The sequence below is a fragment of the Psychrobacter sp. JCM 18903 genome (genome assembly GCF_000586475.1).
Lineage (GTDB): Bacteria > Pseudomonadota > Gammaproteobacteria > Pseudomonadales > Moraxellaceae > Psychrobacter.
In genome coordinates, this window is record NZ_BAWJ01000010.1 from 78,617 (window position 1) to 96,113 (window position 17,497).

Annotated in this window: 8 protein-coding genes and 6 pseudogenes; 6 read left to right on the forward strand and 8 right to left on the reverse strand. The window is 40.1% G+C overall.

Annotated features, from left to right (window positions below; all coding sequences use genetic code 11):
• Positions 1-31 precede the first annotated feature (31 nt).
• The 4 genes and pseudogenes from yidC to rpmH all read right to left on the reverse strand — a co-directional run bounded on the left by yidC (position 32) and on the right by rpmH (position 3,024).
• Positions 32-1,727, reverse strand: a pseudogene (gene yidC, locus TT12_RS08640) (membrane protein insertase YidC).
• Between the two features lie 211 nt (positions 1,728-1,938).
• Positions 1,939-2,316, reverse strand: a complete 378-nt coding sequence (gene yidD, locus TT12_RS08645) for a membrane protein insertion efficiency factor YidD (protein WP_201606044.1) — start codon at positions 2,314-2,316, stop codon at positions 1,939-1,941.
• Position 2,317: 1 nt separating this feature from the next.
• Complete coding sequence (gene rnpA / locus TT12_RS08650; RefSeq protein WP_227679021.1) at positions 2,318-2,851, reverse strand: ribonuclease P protein component; 534 nt, start codon at positions 2,849-2,851, stop codon at positions 2,318-2,320.
• A 38-nt stretch (positions 2,852-2,889) separates the two neighbouring features.
• Positions 2,890-3,024, reverse strand: coding sequence for a 50S ribosomal protein L34 (gene rpmH, locus TT12_RS08655; protein ID WP_007394757.1), 135 nt, complete (start codon positions 3,022-3,024; stop codon positions 2,890-2,892).
• A 623-nt stretch (positions 3,025-3,647) separates the two neighbouring features.
• Between rpmH and dnaA the strand changes: the two are divergent.
• The 5 genes and pseudogenes from dnaA (at position 3,648) to TT12_RS08680 (ending at position 11,672) form a co-directional block, all read left to right on the forward strand.
• Positions 3,648-5,091: pseudogene (gene dnaA, locus TT12_RS08660) on the forward strand (chromosomal replication initiator protein DnaA).
• Between the two features lie 161 nt (positions 5,092-5,252).
• A pseudogene (dnaN, locus tag TT12_RS08665) lies at positions 5,253-6,427 on the forward strand (DNA polymerase III subunit beta).
• A gap of 181 nt (positions 6,428-6,608) precedes the next feature.
• Complete coding sequence (gene recF, locus TT12_RS08670) at positions 6,609-7,817, forward strand: DNA replication/repair protein RecF (RefSeq protein WP_045453938.1); 1,209 nt, start codon at positions 6,609-6,611, stop codon at positions 7,815-7,817.
• A gap of 505 nt (positions 7,818-8,322) precedes the next feature.
• Positions 8,323-10,937 (forward strand): annotated as a pseudogene (gyrB, locus tag TT12_RS08675) (DNA topoisomerase (ATP-hydrolyzing) subunit B).
• A 153-nt stretch (positions 10,938-11,090) separates the two neighbouring features.
• Positions 11,091-11,672, forward strand: a complete 582-nt coding sequence (locus TT12_RS08680; RefSeq protein ID WP_045453942.1) for a manganese efflux pump MntP — start codon at positions 11,091-11,093, stop codon at positions 11,670-11,672.
• A 123-nt stretch (positions 11,673-11,795) separates the two neighbouring features.
• On the opposite strand, the pseudogene rlmF reads toward TT12_RS08680, so the two are convergent.
• From rlmF to TT12_RS18395, 3 genes and pseudogenes are all read right to left on the reverse strand, one after another.
• Positions 11,796-12,831, reverse strand: a pseudogene (gene rlmF, locus TT12_RS08685) (23S rRNA (adenine(1618)-N(6))-methyltransferase RlmF).
• Positions 12,832-12,933: 102 nt separating this feature from the next.
• Positions 12,934-13,368, reverse strand: a complete 435-nt coding sequence (locus tag TT12_RS18390) for a LysE family transporter (protein WP_279378850.1) — start codon at positions 13,366-13,368, stop codon at positions 12,934-12,936.
• Positions 13,326-13,631, reverse strand: a complete 306-nt coding sequence (locus tag TT12_RS18395) for a LysE family translocator (protein ID WP_279378851.1) — start codon at positions 13,629-13,631, stop codon at positions 13,326-13,328. Before TT12_RS18395 ends, TT12_RS18390 begins: the two co-directional genes overlap by 43 nt.
• A 216-nt stretch (positions 13,632-13,847) precedes the next feature.
• Here TT12_RS18395 and TT12_RS08695 point away from each other — a divergent pair.
• Positions 13,848-14,650: pseudogene (locus TT12_RS08695) on the forward strand (crotonase/enoyl-CoA hydratase family protein).
• Between the two features lie 88 nt (positions 14,651-14,738).
• Here TT12_RS08695 and TT12_RS08700 read toward each other — a convergent pair.
• Positions 14,739-17,465 carry a TrlF family AAA-like ATPase gene (locus TT12_RS08700; protein WP_045453945.1) on the reverse strand — a complete coding sequence of 909 codons (2,727 nt, stop codon included), beginning with the start codon at positions 17,463-17,465 and terminating at the stop codon, positions 14,739-14,741.
• Positions 17,466-17,497: the final 32 nt, after the last annotated feature.

The window sequence follows — 17,497 nt, forward strand, 5'->3', positions numbered from 1 at the left end:
TCAATTGATGAGCTACTTAGTCCAATACTTTTTAGTCCAATACTTTCACAGTACGACGCTTTTGCTCTTCTTCGACTTTTTTATTGACAATATATTGCTGAGTCATACTGAACAAGTTGTTGACTGTCCAGTATAGTACGAGACCCGCTGGGAAAAACAGCATGAAAGCAGTAAAGATTATTGGTAAAAACTTCATCACTTTCGCTTGCATCGGATCAGCTGGCTGCGGGTTTAGCTGCTGCTGTACAAACATCGAGGCACCCATCAGCAATGGTAAAATAAACCAAGGATCCATCGCCGATAAATCCTGAATCCATAAAATCCAAGGTGCATGACGCAGCTCAACACTCTCAACCAACACCCAATATAGTGCTAAGAAGATAGGCATTTGCATCAAAATAGGCAAACAACCTGCCATTGGATTGACTTTTTCTTCTTTATAAATAGCCATCATTTCTTGCGACATCTTCATTCGATCGTCGCCATGCTCTTCCTTAAGTGCGGCTAATCTTGGCGCAATCGCACGCATCTTCGCCATCGAATAGTAGCTCTTATTCGAGAACCACATCAGAGCAATTTTGACTAAAATCGTCAATACAATGATTGACCAACCCCAGTTACCGATGACTTTATGAATACCGTCCAAGATGGCAAATAAAATTTTCGATATTGGCCATAACAACCCATAATCAACCGTTTTATTAAGGCCTACTGCCACATCTTTTAGCTCAGATTGTACTTTAGGGCCAGCGTATAACGTGGCATCTAATGTCACTTGTTTATTTGGCGCGACATTGACAGGTTGACTGTTGAAACCGATGAAGTAATCATCGCCTGTTTCACGGCTAAAGAAAGTAGCAGTAAAGTTTTCAGGTATCCATGCTGATACAAAATAATGCTGCACAACACCAACCCAACCTTTATCACTACTAACAGCTAGCTCACCATCATTAAAGTCTTTAAATTTGAGCTTGTTATAGGGGTCATCAGGGTACCCCAAGCGCCGCCTAAATAAGTCGCCATACTAAGCGCACCCTTATCAGACATACCTGGATCTTTACTGTCATCACGTTTCAACTGGGCAAATAGCTGACCTTGCCACGGTTGTGTAGAAGCATTTTGTATTTGATAGCTAATATCAATCGGATATTTATTTTCAGTAAAGGTAAATGTCTTAGTAACGGTCACGCCATCTTTTTTATAAGTAAGCGGTACTGACAGCGTCTGTTGCCCTGCTTCCATGACGTAATTATTAGCAGTGTGGCTGTATTTGGCACGACCTTCTGCAGTATCAATACCATTAGGACCAATAAGACCAGACTGAGCCACATACACGCGATTACTATTATTCTCTAGCAATACGAAAGGCTTATCGCTATCGAGTGTTGCGTCATACTGCTTAAGAGCAGCATAAACAATATCGCCGCCTTCTGGTTGATTTTTATATCATAGCGATCAGTAGTGACCGTGATTAATCCCGTGTCTTTAGCAGGCGTTGCCGTCACAGCATCATTAGCGACTGTATTATTATCAACAGGCAACGTCTGTACCGGAATATCACCTGCGGCACCAGTTGTCGAAGGGATGTCAGCACCTACTGAAGTAGTGGTTTCTGACACCGCATCTACAGCTGGCGCATCGGCATAATCATCTCGCCATGCCAAAATCAGCAGATAAGCGGTGATTAACATCGCAATGATGATCATCACCCGAAATATCTTTTGCATAAACCTTTCCTAGATTAAAAAATTAGGGAATGAAAAATTAGGGCATGTGTCATGACCGTACAATTATCATCATATGTGACAACAGTATTGCTAGTCATTTACATAAAATGTGCATCATTTTACTAAAAATCTGCCTTAAATGATACCAAGAGTGTGGATAACTTGTGGGTAACTAAATAGATATCCACAACTTCGCAGTCTATGATGAACGCTATGTTAGTTTCATCATATGGTTTAAGCGAGACACATAGCTTTTATTATCTCTAAAAATATATAAACCTTGAACTTTGACACTAGTAGCTAGTGCGTTAAAAGGTACATATTGATAATGATAAGAAGATAACGGTAGCGGCACAAAATCAATGCCGTGTCCACCCAAAGGATGACAACTGCCAACACGTTTCAATAATAACCAACTGCCTGCTCGGACTCCATGCCATGCCAAAGCTTGTTTACCATAATTCGAGCACGTAGGATAATAGCGGCAACGAGCAGGTAATAGTGGACTTATTAACTTTTGATAAAAAACAATAAAATAATAAATAATTTTATAAAGCAAATTATTTAAATTAATAAATAAAAAATTCATTTTATTTTTTTTCTATTTTTTTAATAATATTAATTATTTGATTTTTTAATTCTTTATTATCTATATCTTTTATAGATTTTTTAACAATAAAAACAATATCTTTGTTTTCTAAAGAATGAGCCTTTACACGAAAATGCTCACGTATTTGACGCTTGATTAAATTTCGCGCGACAGCCGTAGGAACTTTACGCTTGGTAATAGCCATGCCGACTCGTGGCTTATCCTGATCATTGGTACGCACAAATGCCATTAGATGGCTCTGATGAAGCTTACGCTCAGGTGCATCAAAAACCTCACGGAAGGCCGCAGGCGTGAGCAAACGCTGCTCTTTGGTGAAGCGGGCATTAGCTGCCGCTGAAACAGTATTGGACATAGCACAACCTAGTATAAGAGCGAATAACGGTAGCGGAAATAATAGCGCAGAAATAACAACAAAGTACAGAGACAAAAAAAGCGCCGATGTGGGCGCTTTTAATATATGGCTAAGTGTCAGTTGTGGTGATTGACTATCGCAATCTATAAATAATAGAAACACAACAAGCACTATAAGCCATGCTTATCGCAATCTACTGATTATACAGTAAGACGATGACGTCCTTTAGCGCGGCGACGAGCTAAGACCTGACGGCCTTTTTTAGTTGCCATACGAGCACGGAAACCGTGAGTACGTTTACGCTTGATCACGCTTGGTTGGAATGTACGTTTCATAACTCACCTATCAAAATAATGGACTAAATTCGTAATAACGGAGGATTATACCACCGCATAGAATCTTGGTCAATGAACTAATTTAATCTATGTCGATGCAGACAGATATTTTGACAGAGGAAATATCATTTTAAATGATTCATCGTGTGTAAATTTCATATTCATAACTAAAAAATAACGACTCAGTTAATTAATTCAGTGATGGATTCCCAAAAGTTACCCACAGTTTTTGTCGAAATCTATAATAATTAATTATTAATATATATAAGTATTGTTGTTATTGGGAGCTCGATTATCTGTGGCTAAGTAAGTTTTCCTTTTTGTTATCAACATATTGTACTATGGGTAAACCTGTGGATAACCTGTGGGCTAAATATGGATAACTCAACTTTTAAAGTTATGCACAAAAGTATCCACAGCCTTATCCCCAAAAAACAAGGTTTTATCCACAGGGTATTTGTGTTAGATTAGCCCCTACTTAATATGTGGCTTCGTATAGTTTATCAACGTAACTTCCAATATGGTTTCCAACGGAAATAATTGCGGAAAATATTAAGGGCTACGCAACAGATCACACTGCTAAAACACAAATATTATTTCAAATTATAGGGTTAGTATTTTTCATGATAGACACAGCAAATATTTGGGATAAATGTCTAAATGACCTACGATATAACGTCAAAGACAACGTATTTACTATGTGGTTGAGACCATTGTCAGCTCATCAAGAGGCGCAAACGCTGACTATACTTGCTCCTAATGATTATTTTGTGACTTACATCAAAAAAATCACTTGCAAGAGATACAGCAGCTGGTTGCTAAGCACAGTCAGGGAAGTATCGAAGAGGTGGTTGTGCGTGTTGATAACGCTGGCCGCGATAACGAAGACAATCGTCAATTGCAATCAGGGTCTTTGTTTGATGAAGATAAACCCTCCCCTACCCCTGCAGACCATCAGTTTGAAACCATTCATCATAACAATGCAAAAGCAGATATTGATGCCAATATGCGTCACGCAGAATTGGTTGATTCAGCTGATGCCAAGTCGTTAAGTTATCTAAACCCTGACTTTACTTTTGAAACTTTTGTCACTGGCAAATCTAACAATCTGGCTTATAAAGCCTGTTATGAGCTTGGTAAGCGCCAGTCAAAAAATCGACACAATCCTTTATTTATATACGGACCTTCTGGTTTGGGAAAAACGCATTTAATGCATTCTGTAGCACATCGCTATTTAAAAAATAATCAAAGTTTTTATTATTTCACTTCTGAAAAATTTATTAATCAATTGGTTTATTCATTAAGAAATAATAAAATAGAGGATTTTAAAAAGAAAATTAAAAAAGTGGATTTATTGATTGTAGATGATATTCATGTATTAGCAGGAAAAACCAAAAGTAGTAATGAGTTTTTGACATTATTTGCAGATTTTACCAGTGGTGATAAACAACTGATTTTGGCTTCAGATCGTCATCCTTCGCAAATGACCGAATTCGATGAACGTTTTAGATCGCGATTTTCTTGGGGGCTGACTGTAGCAGTTGATCCGCCTGAGATTGATACTCGTGTGCAAATTTTGCAAAAAAAAGCAGCTTCATATGGTATGACACTGCCTAAAGAATGCGCATTATTCATCGCTCAAAACGTGGTTTCAAATGTTAGGCGTTTAGAAGGTGCTCTAAATCAAGTCTTTGCTAATGCTAACTTGACGGGTGCACAGATTACTCTTGAATGGTGCAATATGCGCTAAAAGACATCGTCGCGATGCGTGTGCAAGCTGTGAATATGGATAATATTCGCAAAGTGGTTGCTGAGTACTATGATGTGACCATCAAAGAGATGATGGGTCGTAAACGCACGCGTAGTATTGCTAGACCGCGTCAAATAGCGATGGCATTATCGCGTGAGTTGACTGGTGATAGCTTTCCTGAGATTGGTCAATCATTCGGTGGTCGCGATCATACAACGGTGATGCATGCTTGCGACAAAGTTAATGAGCTACGAGCAGCAGACCCTGCGTTTGATAAGGATTACAAAACACTGGCATTGATGCTGCAAGCGGGTTAGCAGGTCGCGCTATCACTATGTTTTAGTAGATTGATATGGTTTATAATATTAAAAATACGAGTAGACAGACAGCGAATGGATTATAGTCAATAGACAGGGTATGATTAAGCCATTATTGTTAAGTTTTATAATAAAAATCATTTAAATAAGAGTAACCAAGCATGCAATTATCGATTAATCGAGAGTCGTTACTAAAAGCCATTAATTTGATCGCCAAGGCTGCTGATAAACGGCACAATATGGTTATTTTGGGCAATATCAAGCTACAGCTATCCGAATCAGCGCTTATTTTGACGGCTTCTGATTTAGAAGTAGAGCTGACATCGACTTTGAAATTGCCTGCTGGTGCTTGTGTTGAAGCTGGTACCACGACTTTACCTGCAACAAAATTAAAAGACATCTGTAAATCATTGCCTGCACAAGCTCAAATTAATTTGGCCACTCAAGAAAATGAACGCTGCTTATTAACCAGTGGCAAGAGTCGCTTCACCTTAGGCACATTACCTAGCGAAGATTATCCGAGTTTGGGTAATCCTGAAAATATCACGCCATTAACCATCAGTCGCAATCGTCTGATCGATTTGATTCATAAAACCCAGTTTGCAATGGCGATTCAAGATGTACGCTATTATCTCACTGGTATGTTGTTTGATGTGTCGCAACAGCAACTGACGACGGTTGCAACCGATGGGCACCGATTGGCTTTGGCGCGCAGCGTTATCGATGTCAGTGCTGATTTAAATATGCAGGCTATTTTGCCCCGTAAAGCTGTCATTGAGCTTGAGCGCTTGGCCTCTGAGCTAGGAAAAATGCTTGGTGAGCAAGACAATCAAGTCACCTTGAGCTTCGGTCGTGAGTTTTTGCAAGTGAGCTTACCCTTTGGTGACGTTGATAGTGCAGGACAGGTTAATCAAAACCTGATGGTTACTTTCACTGCGCGTCTGATTGATGGAAAATTCCCTGATTATCGCCGAGTGATGCCAAGTAATACGGATAAACTGGCTTTATTCAATCAAGAAAAAATGACGGACGTACTGCGCCGTGTCGCGATTTTAAGTAATGAGAAATCTCGCGGTGTGGTGTTTAATTTTGCCAGCGATGGATGGTAGAAGTTCGTGCTAATAATGCAGAGCAAGATGAAGCGGTGGAGATGATACAGGCGAAGTATCAAGGTGAGCCGATGGAGCTGTCTTTTAATGCGGCTTATTTACAAGATGTGCTTGGCGTTATTCAAGGTGACTTGCAAATGCACATGAGCCAATCGAATGCGTCGGTGCTAGTCAATCAGCTGAATGATGAGTTCCATCAGTATGTCATTATGCCAATGCGTATATAGTTTCTGTATAATTTCTATATGTTTTCAATAGGCTTAATAGCAGGGACTAAAGACACTCAGTTTGCACTAAAAAATTAAGGTAAGCTGAGTGTCTTTGATTAAAATCCAGTATTTTAAATTCAATAATTATTAAACTTTTGCCTATTATTATAGGTAGCGTCAATAGGCGGCTGTCGGCATTATGATTGAACGTCTACAAATATCCAACCTACGCAACCTGACGCACGTCAATCTACATGCAACAGCTTGCAACGTCATTATCGGTGCCAATGGCAGTGGAAAAACTTCATTACTCGAAGCCATATTTCTGTTATCAAGAGGAAAAAGCTTTCGTCATCACCAGCCAAAACGCTACATTCAGCACCATCAAAATACTGCGACTGTATACGCTAGACTCAATGATAGTAGTACCCTAGCTATCCAAAAACAAGCTGACGCGACCACAATTCTACGTCTGAATCAAACCACTGTCTATAACCAAAGCATCTTAACTGAGCAGATACCAACGCTACTGATAGATCCATCGACGATGGATATGTTAGAGCAGGGCAGTGCTAGTCGTCGCCAGCTGCTAGATTGGTTAGTGTTTCACATGAAACAAGGTTTCCATCCGCAATGGCTCGCCTATCAGCGTCTATTAAGACAGCGCAATAGTTTGCTAAAAAAAACGCGTCATTTGACCCAAGTGCAGCTCGCTGAACTAAAATCGTGGGACAAAGGACTTAGTAATCATGCGGCACTGATTCATCATTATCGTGAACGGATATTCGCAGAATGGCAGCCTTATTTTGCTGAAAGTATCGCGCAGTTATTGCCTGCTTATGCGGAGCAATTGAGCCTTAGCTATAATGCTGGTTATGATACGAATGTTGCGCTGGATATACAGCTTAACGAGCGCTTAGAACAGGATTTGCAACTGGGATATACTCGTATCGGTAATCACCGTGCTGATATTCATGTGCATTGGCGCTCTAATGACTCGGCAGCGTCGAATAACAATTTCTCAGATACAATGCATGAAGCGGACACTAACCTCAAAGTAGCTGTGATAAAAGAGCAGGCAGCCAATGTGTTGTCGCGTGGTGAAAAAAAGCTATTAATCACAGCACTGCGTTTATCGCAACTGCCATTACTGCTAAATACCCAAAAGACTAATGATCTATCAAATGATAGCGCTCATGCTCAGGTGACACCAGTGGTATTGCTAGATGATATTACTGCAGAGCTTGATGATAGGGCGATAGATATTCTATTGTCGACGTTAGCGCAGCTGCCATGTCAGGTATTTATGACCAGCTTAACCGATGATATTTTGCCTTTGGTGCATCAATATTGGTCGAAACCCAATATGTTTCATGTGAAACAAGGTCAAATTCTAATTGCTCCATAATCTCCCTTATATTACTATTTTCTATTTTTCTGTGGTACTTCACATTTATCCTTATCTACCTGCCACTTTTTGATGATATAGACTTATCTTTCAAAGCTGGTTTTACAGGCATAAAACGCTCAGTAAACAGTGACTTAGAGGCAAAAAAATGCTAAAATAGGGCTTTATTTTTGTCCTGTTCTCAGCAAGTTGTTTGATGACGTTATATAGGTGTTTTTCAATGCCTGTAAATTTCTAAGTATTTGATAAATATATGTTTTATTTGCTCTCTTGGTTTTTATAATGTTTAAAAAAAGAAGCCGATGTTAGAGAAAAAAAGCGCGGACTTGAAACTCTTTTTAAGTCGCTATCAACACTCAAGAATTTTTAGCTAATCGTGTTTTAGCTGGTAATGCTTATCAAAGGTTTTGACTATAAAAATTAAGTCTAAAATAACGTTATGAGGCGTCATCGTAGTGGTGCGCTAATAACAAACGGCTGATTATGGCTAGATTAAGGAATGCACATGAGTGATTCATTACCTACCGACCACGAGCAACTGACGTCAGACAGCATTGCTGAAACTACGGCACCAGCGGTGGTTCCTGAAAGTTTACCTTCTGATTATAGCTCCAAAGATATTCGTGTATTGCGCGGGTTAGAAGCGGTACGCGTACGCCCTGGTATGTACATCGGTGATACGGATGATGGTACAGGCTTACATCATATGGTCTTTGAGGTGGTGGATAACTCTATCGATGAGGCACTCGCGGGTCATTGTGATCAAATCGATATCATTATCCACGAAGACGAATCTGTGAGCGTCATGGATAATGGTCGCGGCGTGCCTGTCGATATCCATCCAGAAGAGGGTGTATCTGCGGCGCAGGTCATTATGACTGTCTTGCATGCAGGCGGTAAGTTCGATGATAACAGCTATAAAGTATCAGGCGGCTTACATGGTGTTGGTGTCTCGGTCGTTAACGCACTATCGAAAAAGCTTGAAATGAATATCTGGCGTGAAGGCTATCACTATCATCAAACCTATACTGATGGGGTGCCTGATGCGGACATTCAGCAAATGGAGCCAACCGACAAAACCGGTACACAAATTCGCTTTTATCCAAGTAGCGATGTGTTTACTGGCACCATCTTTGAGTACGATATTTTAGCGAAGCGTTTGCGTGAGCTATCATTTTTGAACTCGGGCGTACGCATTGTTTTAACGGATGAGCGTATTGATAAGCGCCATGAGTTTGAACACAAAGGCGGCTTGTCAGAATTTGTCAGCTATATCAATGCTGGTAAAGATGGCATCAATGAAGTCTTTCATTTTGTGAGTGAGCAAGATGACGGTATCAGTGTCGAAGTGGCGTTGCAGTGGACAGATACTTATAACGAAAAAGTGTTTTGTTTTACCAACAATATTCCCCAAAGGGATGGTGGTACGCATTTATCTGGCTTTCGTTCAGCGTTGACGCGTTGTTTGAATACCTATATGGATCGCGAGAATCTCTTCAAAAAAGAGAAGGTCGTTGCTACTGGTGATGATGCGCGTGAAGGTCTAACCGCTATCGTATCCGTTAAAGTTCCAGATCCTAAGTTTTCGAGTCAAACCAAAGATAAACTGGTATCAAGTGAAGTAAAATCAGCGGTCGAATCAGCAATGCATGATAAGTTTAATGATTATCTGCAAGAGAATCCAAGCGCTGGTAAGGCTATTGCTGGCAAAATCATTGATGCCGCTCGTGCTCGTGATGCCGCTCGTAAAGCGCGTGAAATGACGCGTCGCAAGACCACGTTAGATATCGCTGGTTTGCCTGGTAAGTTAGCAGATTGCCAAGAAAAAGATCCGGCATTGTCAGAACTGTACATTGTGGAGGGTGACTCTGCAGGTGGTTCAGCAAAGCAGGGCCGTAGCCGCAAAACCCAAGCGATCTTGCCATTGAAAGGTAAAATCCTAAACGTAGAGCGCGCACGTTTTGACAAAATGCTATCTTCTGCTGAGGTTGGTAACCTCATTACTGCGCTTGGTTGTGGCATTGGTCCAGACGAATATAATCCGGATAAAGTACGTTATCATAAAATCATTATCATGACCGATGCGGACGTGACGGGTCACATATTCGCACCCTTCTATTAACCTTCTTTTTCCGTCAAACGCCTGAGTTGATCGAACGTGGTTATATTTATATCGCCCAACCACCGCTTTATAAAGTGAAAAAAGGTCGTCAAGAACTGTACCTAAAAGACGACGAAGCACTTAAAGCGTATTTATTGTCTTCAACGATTGATAATACTAAGCTGCATATCAGTGCGGATGCTCCTGCTATTACGGGGCAAGCGCTAGAAACGCTACTAAATGATTATAACCAAACGCAGCTGATCAAAGCCCGTTTGCAGATTCGTTTTCCAGCGGTACTTTTGGATGCGTTAACGCATACACCGAAGCTTAGCACCGATATGACTTATGATTTGCCTGCGATGCAAGCTTGGAAAGAGGTGATGCAAGCTCAGCTTGAGCACTTCGGTAGTGACTTGAGTCCGGAGATTGAACTGGTCAATATCCATGCGCCGCAGCCTAAAAATATGGATGCTGCTGCTGCTGATTTATTGGGTATGAAGCCTGTCATTGAAGTTGAAGGCGGGGAAAATGTTGACGCTGAAGCTCCAGTAGCAAAAGCACAGTGGCTACCGCGTATTACGGTGTATGTGCACCAGTTAGCCCATCATTATCTGCTAGATGCTAGCTTTATCAATTCGGGCGAGTACAGCAAGTTGCTGCGTTTGTCTGCTGAATGGAATACCTTGCTTGCAGAGGATGCCTTTATCCGCCGTGAAGCAACGACTGGTACTACCAAAGACATTCCTGTACGTGACTTTGACTATCTCTGGCAGCAGATGATGCTTGATGCGCGTCGTGGTCTAGCAATTCAGCGCTATAAAGGGCTGGGTGAAATGAACGCAGATCAGCTCTGGGATACCACGATGGATCCTGAAAACCGTCGTATGCTACGCGTGACGATTGAAGATGCGATTGCGGCGGATCATATGTTTACCTGCTTGATGGGTGATCATGTTGAACCGCGTCGTATTTTCATTGAAGAGAACGCATTGACGGTGTCTAATTTAGACATCTAGGTTGGGCCTCTAAGTTGAACATAAAGAGTTGCGAAATCATTGTTAATTAATTAAAAAACCACCGCTTTGGCAATCAAGGCGGTGGTTTTTTAATGTTAGAGTTGTTTCACGTGAAACTTAATTTACAAATTGCTTTAGATAATGGATATAGAAATGATTGAAGTTTTTTTACTTGCGATAGCCTTGGCGATGGATGCATTTGCGGTATCAATTGGGCTAGGAGCTAAATTGCAAAAGCAATCATCTGCTTATGTGCTGCGTTTAGCCGTTTATGCAGCACTATACTTTGGTATTGCGCAAGGCGTGATGCCGCTGATAGGTTATCTATTGGGTGCAGTATTATTAGGCTGGTTAGCGACTGCTGCCCCGTGGATTGGTGGTGGGATTCTTATTCTGCTTGGCGCTAAGATGTTATATGAAGCGTTTAATGGTGAGGTTGAAGCGGTATTAGCAGGCAGTTTCGATGAAAATATACAAGAAAAAATCAATCATCGTATGATGTTTACATTGGCTATTGCTACCAGTATTGATGCAATGGCAGCAGGCTTTACTTTAAACCTACTGGTAGTTAATGCATGGTTAGCGTGCTTCATCATCGCTATTGTCACCGCTGGATTTGGCTTTTTCGGTATCTATTTAGGTAAGCGTTCAGGTACGTGGCTGGAGGATAAAGCTGAGATACTTGGTGGATTAGTATTGATAGCCATTGGCATAAAGGTGATGTTTATCCGTTAATAAGCATCATTATTTGGTTTGATTCTCTACAATAAAAAGCACCCCTTTGATGATCAAAGGGGTGCTTTTTTAATAAAGACTTTGTTTCACGTGAAACTATAACTATTTTATATTAACTACTATCTATTCTTCGTCAGTATCAAAACGCCATGCGAGTATACGCGTACTTTTTTGACCTTGGCTCATCTCAATGATGCGCATTTGGGCAACACCAAGTTGTTTTAGCAGTAGTTGCATTGGTTTCACGTTTTCTGACTTTGAGACTAAACTTGTGAACCAGCCAACATGCTCAGCGAAATCTTGACTCTCTTTTGCCATCTTGGTTAAGAAGGCAATCTCACCGCCCTCAGACCATAGCTCTTTATGCTGACCACCAAAGTTTAGGTTTTGCGCGGCATTGCCAGCCTTGGTTGAGCTGCGGCTGATTTGTGCGTTCTCATTCTTACCACGATGTCGTTGCAAATTATGTTGCTTACGGCTATTGGCTTCCATCGCTTCTTCTAATGAGGCATGGAACGGTGGATTACATACCACCACATCAAAGTAATCTTGGCGACCGATGATATTTTTAAAAATAAATTTAGGTTCGGTCTGTAGTTTGACTTTAACGGCACTCTTGAGCTTTGGATTGGTCTCACAAATAAGCGCGGCAGTATTGACCGAAATAGGGTCAATGTCTGAGGCAGTAAAGCGCCAGCCATAGCTTTGGCTGCCAACAATAGGATAAATCGCGCTGGCACCCGTGCCAATATCGAGGGCGTGGATTTCTTTGCCAGTCGGCGGGGTATTCTCTTTATTAACATGCGTCGTTTGCGCAAGTAAATCGGCAATATAGTGAATATAATCGGCACGTCCTGGAATCGGTGGACATAGATAGCCTTCCGGGATATCCCAAAACTTCACACCATAATAATTTGCTAGTAGTGCCTGATTAAGACGCGCACGGCGGCGCTGTCTGAGAAGTTAATCGTCGACTCGCCCTTAGGATTGGTAATGGTATGCTTAGCAAGCTCAGGCAAAGCGCGAGTCAATACTTCAAAGTCATAACGACCTTGGTGCGGATTGCGCGGATGTAGCTGCCTAATTTTTTAGCAGTCTCAGGCGATCTGTTTCGGTGATTGTTGGCGGTCGGGCGACGGTTCATAGGCTTACTGGTCATAGTATCGGGCTTTGATGTTTGAATATAATGCACCATTTAGCAGATTTCACGAGTCACTAGCGTCTTATCGACTACGTAAAATAAGATTTAATCCCAATATTATCATGCTGTACCCAATACGCGGTCGATCCAATGTTCAAAACGCTGAAAGCGACGATGAATGGCAGGAATAGACAGTAACATCACCACGGTACTAAACCATGCCATCTGCAAGACCATCATCCATACACCATAAATAGCCAATTGCCACAGCGGTATGTCGGGTGATAAAACGAGAGTAAATATCGCCACGAAATATACTGGCGCTTTTGGGTTAAACACATTACAAAAAAAGCCACGGCGCAGAATGGAAGCGGTTGAGCCTGTATCAGTAGGCGGTTTTTTATTAGAAATGGCTTTATCAGAAAGCTCGGTATGATTGGTAGAAGTCGTTTGCTTAATAAGCATATCTTGTGAAACGTGAACACCTGAATCTATTAGCTCTACTGGATTTGCTAATTCTGATGTTTTTTTCGGTTTGGCTTGAATACCTTGCATCCTAGATAAATAAGATAACTGCCGCCCAACCATTTAATAGCAGTGAGTAGTGGCTGCGAATGGGCGATGAGCGTTGCCAGTCCTAGCACCGAATAAGTGATGTGTATCGCAAGACCCAAAGTAATACCAAGACTACAAATCAAACCTGTGCGTCGCCCTTTTGCCAAAGTTTGCTGTGAGACTAATACAAAATCAGGACCCGGGGAGGCAGCAGCGAGTAGATGGACGCTGGTGATAAGCAAAAAACCGTGCCAAAATTCCATAAAATGCTCTGAGTCATGTCTTGAGTTGGATAATAGTTGCACATTAGCGTAAATGAGGTCAACTGATATTGATACCAGCTATTGAGGCTCATGCTAAAACGATGCTTGCGTTGCACGAAGCGTATGTCTATATTGAAAGTAAGTTACATAATTTTTAGCGGTATTAATTCGCCATGTGACAAACCATAAAACGATCGCTCTAATAAGGATAAAAATATGACTACGGAAAGTACTACTAGTACAGACACTCGCATTACCTATGACGTCCAAGATTACATCTGCTTGATCGGGCTCAATCGCGCGGATAAACGCAATGCCTTTGATAGCCATATGATTAAGCAACTATCTGAGGCACTCACTCAATACGAAAATGATGCCAATCTTCGCTGTGCGCTGATATTCGCCCATGGAGAGCATTTTACCGCAGGGCTTGATTTGATGGAGCTACAGGATAAGTGGGATAAAGGTGCGTTTGAATTCGATGAAACCCAAATAGATCCATGGGGAATCGGTGGCAAACTGCGCACCAAACCTGTGGTCGTGGCGATACAAGGAACGTGTTTCACTGCTGGTATTGAGCTGATGTTAAATAGCGATGTCGTTATCGTAAGTGATAACTGCAACTTTGCGCAAATGGAAGTCCAGCGCGGTATTATGCCGTTTGGTGGCGCGACTGTACGCTTTGTAGCAGCAGCTGGCTGGCAAAAAGCCATGCCGTATCTATTAACGGGTAAAAACTTTGACGCGCAAACGCTGATAGACTGAATTTGGTCAGCGAAGTGGTGGCAAAAGGTGAGGAATATAAGCGTGCGCTAACCATCGCCCAAGAGATTTGCAACGCTGCACCGCTTGGCGTGCAAGGATTATTATCATCAGCACAAGATGCCAGTCGTAATGGCGCAAAAGCAGCACTCGCCAACATTCATGGTTATCTGCCACATTTGTTTCATTCAGAAGATGCAAAAGAGGGTGCGATGGCGATGGTTGAGAGACGTGAGGCTGAGTTTGTGGGTAAATGATATGAGATTATTATTTAATAACTAAAAACTTGTTTGTAATACATCGATAACTGCTTAAGGTATTGATTCAGCTAGAATTTTTAAGCAGTTAAATATTGAACATACGATTATATCGTTTTTGTAAAGCTATTTCACCACCCTCCATTATCTCACAAACATTTTTTCTTACATTTATTTCTTGAAGAGCTCCAGATGCGTTTATATTAATTTGACCTTTTTCTTCAAGAGCAATAACGTACTCAGAATCTCCATTAACTACTATGTTAGGATTATGTGTCACAATAATTATTTGTCTCTCTTTCTTAGACTCGTGAAGTTTTGAAACAATTAGGCTTGATATTAGACCGTTATCAAGATCATCTTCAGGTTGATCTAGAATTAAAGGTTCTGAGCCGTATGAAAGAAGGAAGGACAATATAGCAGAGGCTTTTTGTCCAGCAGAGCCTTGAGAAACATCTTTAAACTTTTTTCCATCATTGAATTTTACTGTCAGATTATCTTCTGGAAACCAAGTTTGAATTGCATCTTGAATATTGGGATTTAAATTATCTAGTAAATCCTTAAAACGCTTACTCAAATTTAGATTAGATACTTCGTTTGGAGACTGTGCTGAAAGAGATAATTTAAGTGAGCTTAAAGCTGAAAATGTATCTTCAAGACTAGATTTAGCTGTAGTCTCTAATTTTTGATTTAACTCATAAAGCAAACCTGACTTTTTATCATAGTCATATATATCTGAAACAAAAGTATTATCATTTTTACCTATTAATTCTCTGAATGTACTCTCTAAATGATATTTATCACATAATGGAAGTATCTCAATTTTGATCACATCATTATTACTTAGATATCGATTTAAAAATGCTATTCTATTTTTTGTTAGTTCTATTCTTATATCAACTATTGTTCGGTATGAACTATTAATATCAGAGTCGACTTCTTGAATTTGAATCTCGATTTTAGTTAATTCATTGATATTTCTTTCTAACGATAATTTTGTACTAATTAAGTCTGCATATTGATTAGGATTTCCGATACCTTCTTCTGCAAGTGAGCTGCTAAGCTTTTCTTGTAGGACTACAGCACTACTATGTTTATCTTTAAAATCACTTTGATGATAAGATTTATTGAATGTATATAGTTGTTCTTCTAAGCGAAAAATATTATCTAATATATTTTGTTTGAATACTTCTAAGTGGTCTGACAGGATTTTTAACCTATCAGATATATCGTTTTCAACGGTAGAGCTGAACTCATTTAAGTCTATACGAGGTGATTTTGTATCAATCAAGTTAGTGAGTAATTGAGTATAGGTGGTAATGGCTTCTTCGTATTCTAAAATAAGCCGGTTTCTGCCTTCGTAAAACTGATATTGCGTTAATACATCTTGATGCCCAGAGCTTTCTATAACTGATATTTTTTGATCAATATCTGCTAATTGACCTACTAGTATCGGCTTATTAGATACTTGAAGTTCTAATTCTCTTTTCTGGGCACATAGTGAATAGTAGCGATTAATTTCATCTTTCCAACGCATGTTCCATTGTTGATATTGTACACTTGAAGACTGGTCAATTAAATTGAGGAGGGCATTGGGGTTCTTTGCAAAGTCATAAACTTGTTTTTGACTAAAAATTTTGACCGGAAAACGAGAGTAAGCTTCTCCATCTTCTTCGATCCAATTATCTCCTACTTTCTTTTTAATGCTTACTGTTGGATCGACCATACTCCATTCAAGTGAATATAGTGCTGAATCCTTGTGGTATAGACATTCAATCTGGGTGTTTTCCAGTAATGCGCCTTCTGAATCTTTTGATTTAGAAGTTTTAATAAAGTTTTCAAAAGTTCTTCGAACTTCATTGTTAGCATCTAGATTTTGAACATCACGAGCTCTATCCATACCTAATCTTATAAACTCTAGTACTGAAGATTTGCCACTTCCTCTACCACCAATTAATGTATTCAACCATGGACTAAAAGATATGGTTAGAGGAGAAGAACGACCAGCATATTTTGTATTGCTTACAGTGATTGACTGAAGTCGAGTGTTTGAAGTTTGATTAGGGTTCTGATTTTCAGAATCTGAACGTAAGATTGATGACTTGCCATCTATTAAAGCGAGTCTCAAACCTTCTATAGATGGAGTTGACATCTTAAACCAAGTGAAAGCTCTGTCTATATCATTTGGATGATGGGCGTCTGAACCTATGACAGATGGCAGGTTTATATTTGTATTTTTATATCTAGATAAAGGAGCATCATCTCTATCTTGGTCTGGGTAAATGATCTCAACTGCATTAGCCACTTCGCATATTTGTTTTATCGTATGAGCGGAGGTTTGAGTACACATACCTGCCTTCAAATCTATGTGTGCTGGTATAGCTATTCCTCCAGCATGTTTAATTTCTTTAATGATTTTTTCTGCACTTTCTTGAGCTACTGCATTACTGTTTCCTCTCTCACCTTCATATCTCGAGCGTGCAATTATTGTGTCTATTTTAGACGATGAGCATGATGGATCAAATATCCCAAGGATATGAATATTTGAGTTTGCAGTAATTTCAACACCAGGAAAAACATGAATTTCAATACCTTCCTGTCTTAACTCTTCTGCGGAAACCTTCAATCTATCTATCCAGTTCCCACTGTTGTGATCAGTCACGGCAATACATTCAATACCTTTATTTACAAAGTTTATAAGCCAATCTCTTGCTGTTATGTTCTTTTGACTAGAATCTCCTTTACCATAATCAAATGAAGCAGGTGTATGAGTATGAATATCAAACTTCCACCAACGAGCACCTACTAAGTCCATTTATAACTCCGATAAAATTCTATAAGTATTTG

Bases quoted from the DNA above. Each gene is read 5' to 3' on its own strand.
- rpmH (WP_007394757.1), bottom strand. From the start codon at position 3,024: ATGAAACGTACATTCCAACCAAGCGTGATCAAGCGTAAACGTACTCAC.
- recF (WP_045453938.1), top strand. From the start codon at position 6,609: ATGATTGAACGTCTACAAATATCCAACCTACGCAACCTGACGCACGTC.
- TT12_RS18395 (WP_279378851.1), bottom strand. From the start codon at position 13,631: ATGGAATTTTGGCACGGTTTTTTGCTTATCACCAGCGTCCATCTACTC.
- TT12_RS08680 (WP_045453942.1), top strand. From the start codon at position 11,091: ATGATTGAAGTTTTTTTACTTGCGATAGCCTTGGCGATGGATGCATTT.
- TT12_RS18390 (WP_279378850.1), bottom strand. From the start codon at position 13,368: ATGCAAGGTATTCAAGCCAAACCGAAAAAAACATCAGAATTAGCAAAT.
- TT12_RS08700 (WP_045453945.1), bottom strand. From the start codon at position 17,465: ATGGACTTAGTAGGTGCTCGTTGGTGGAAGTTTGATATTCATACTCAT.
- yidD (WP_201606044.1), bottom strand. From the start codon at position 2,316: ATGAATTTTTTATTTATTAATTTAAATAATTTGCTTTATAAAATTATT.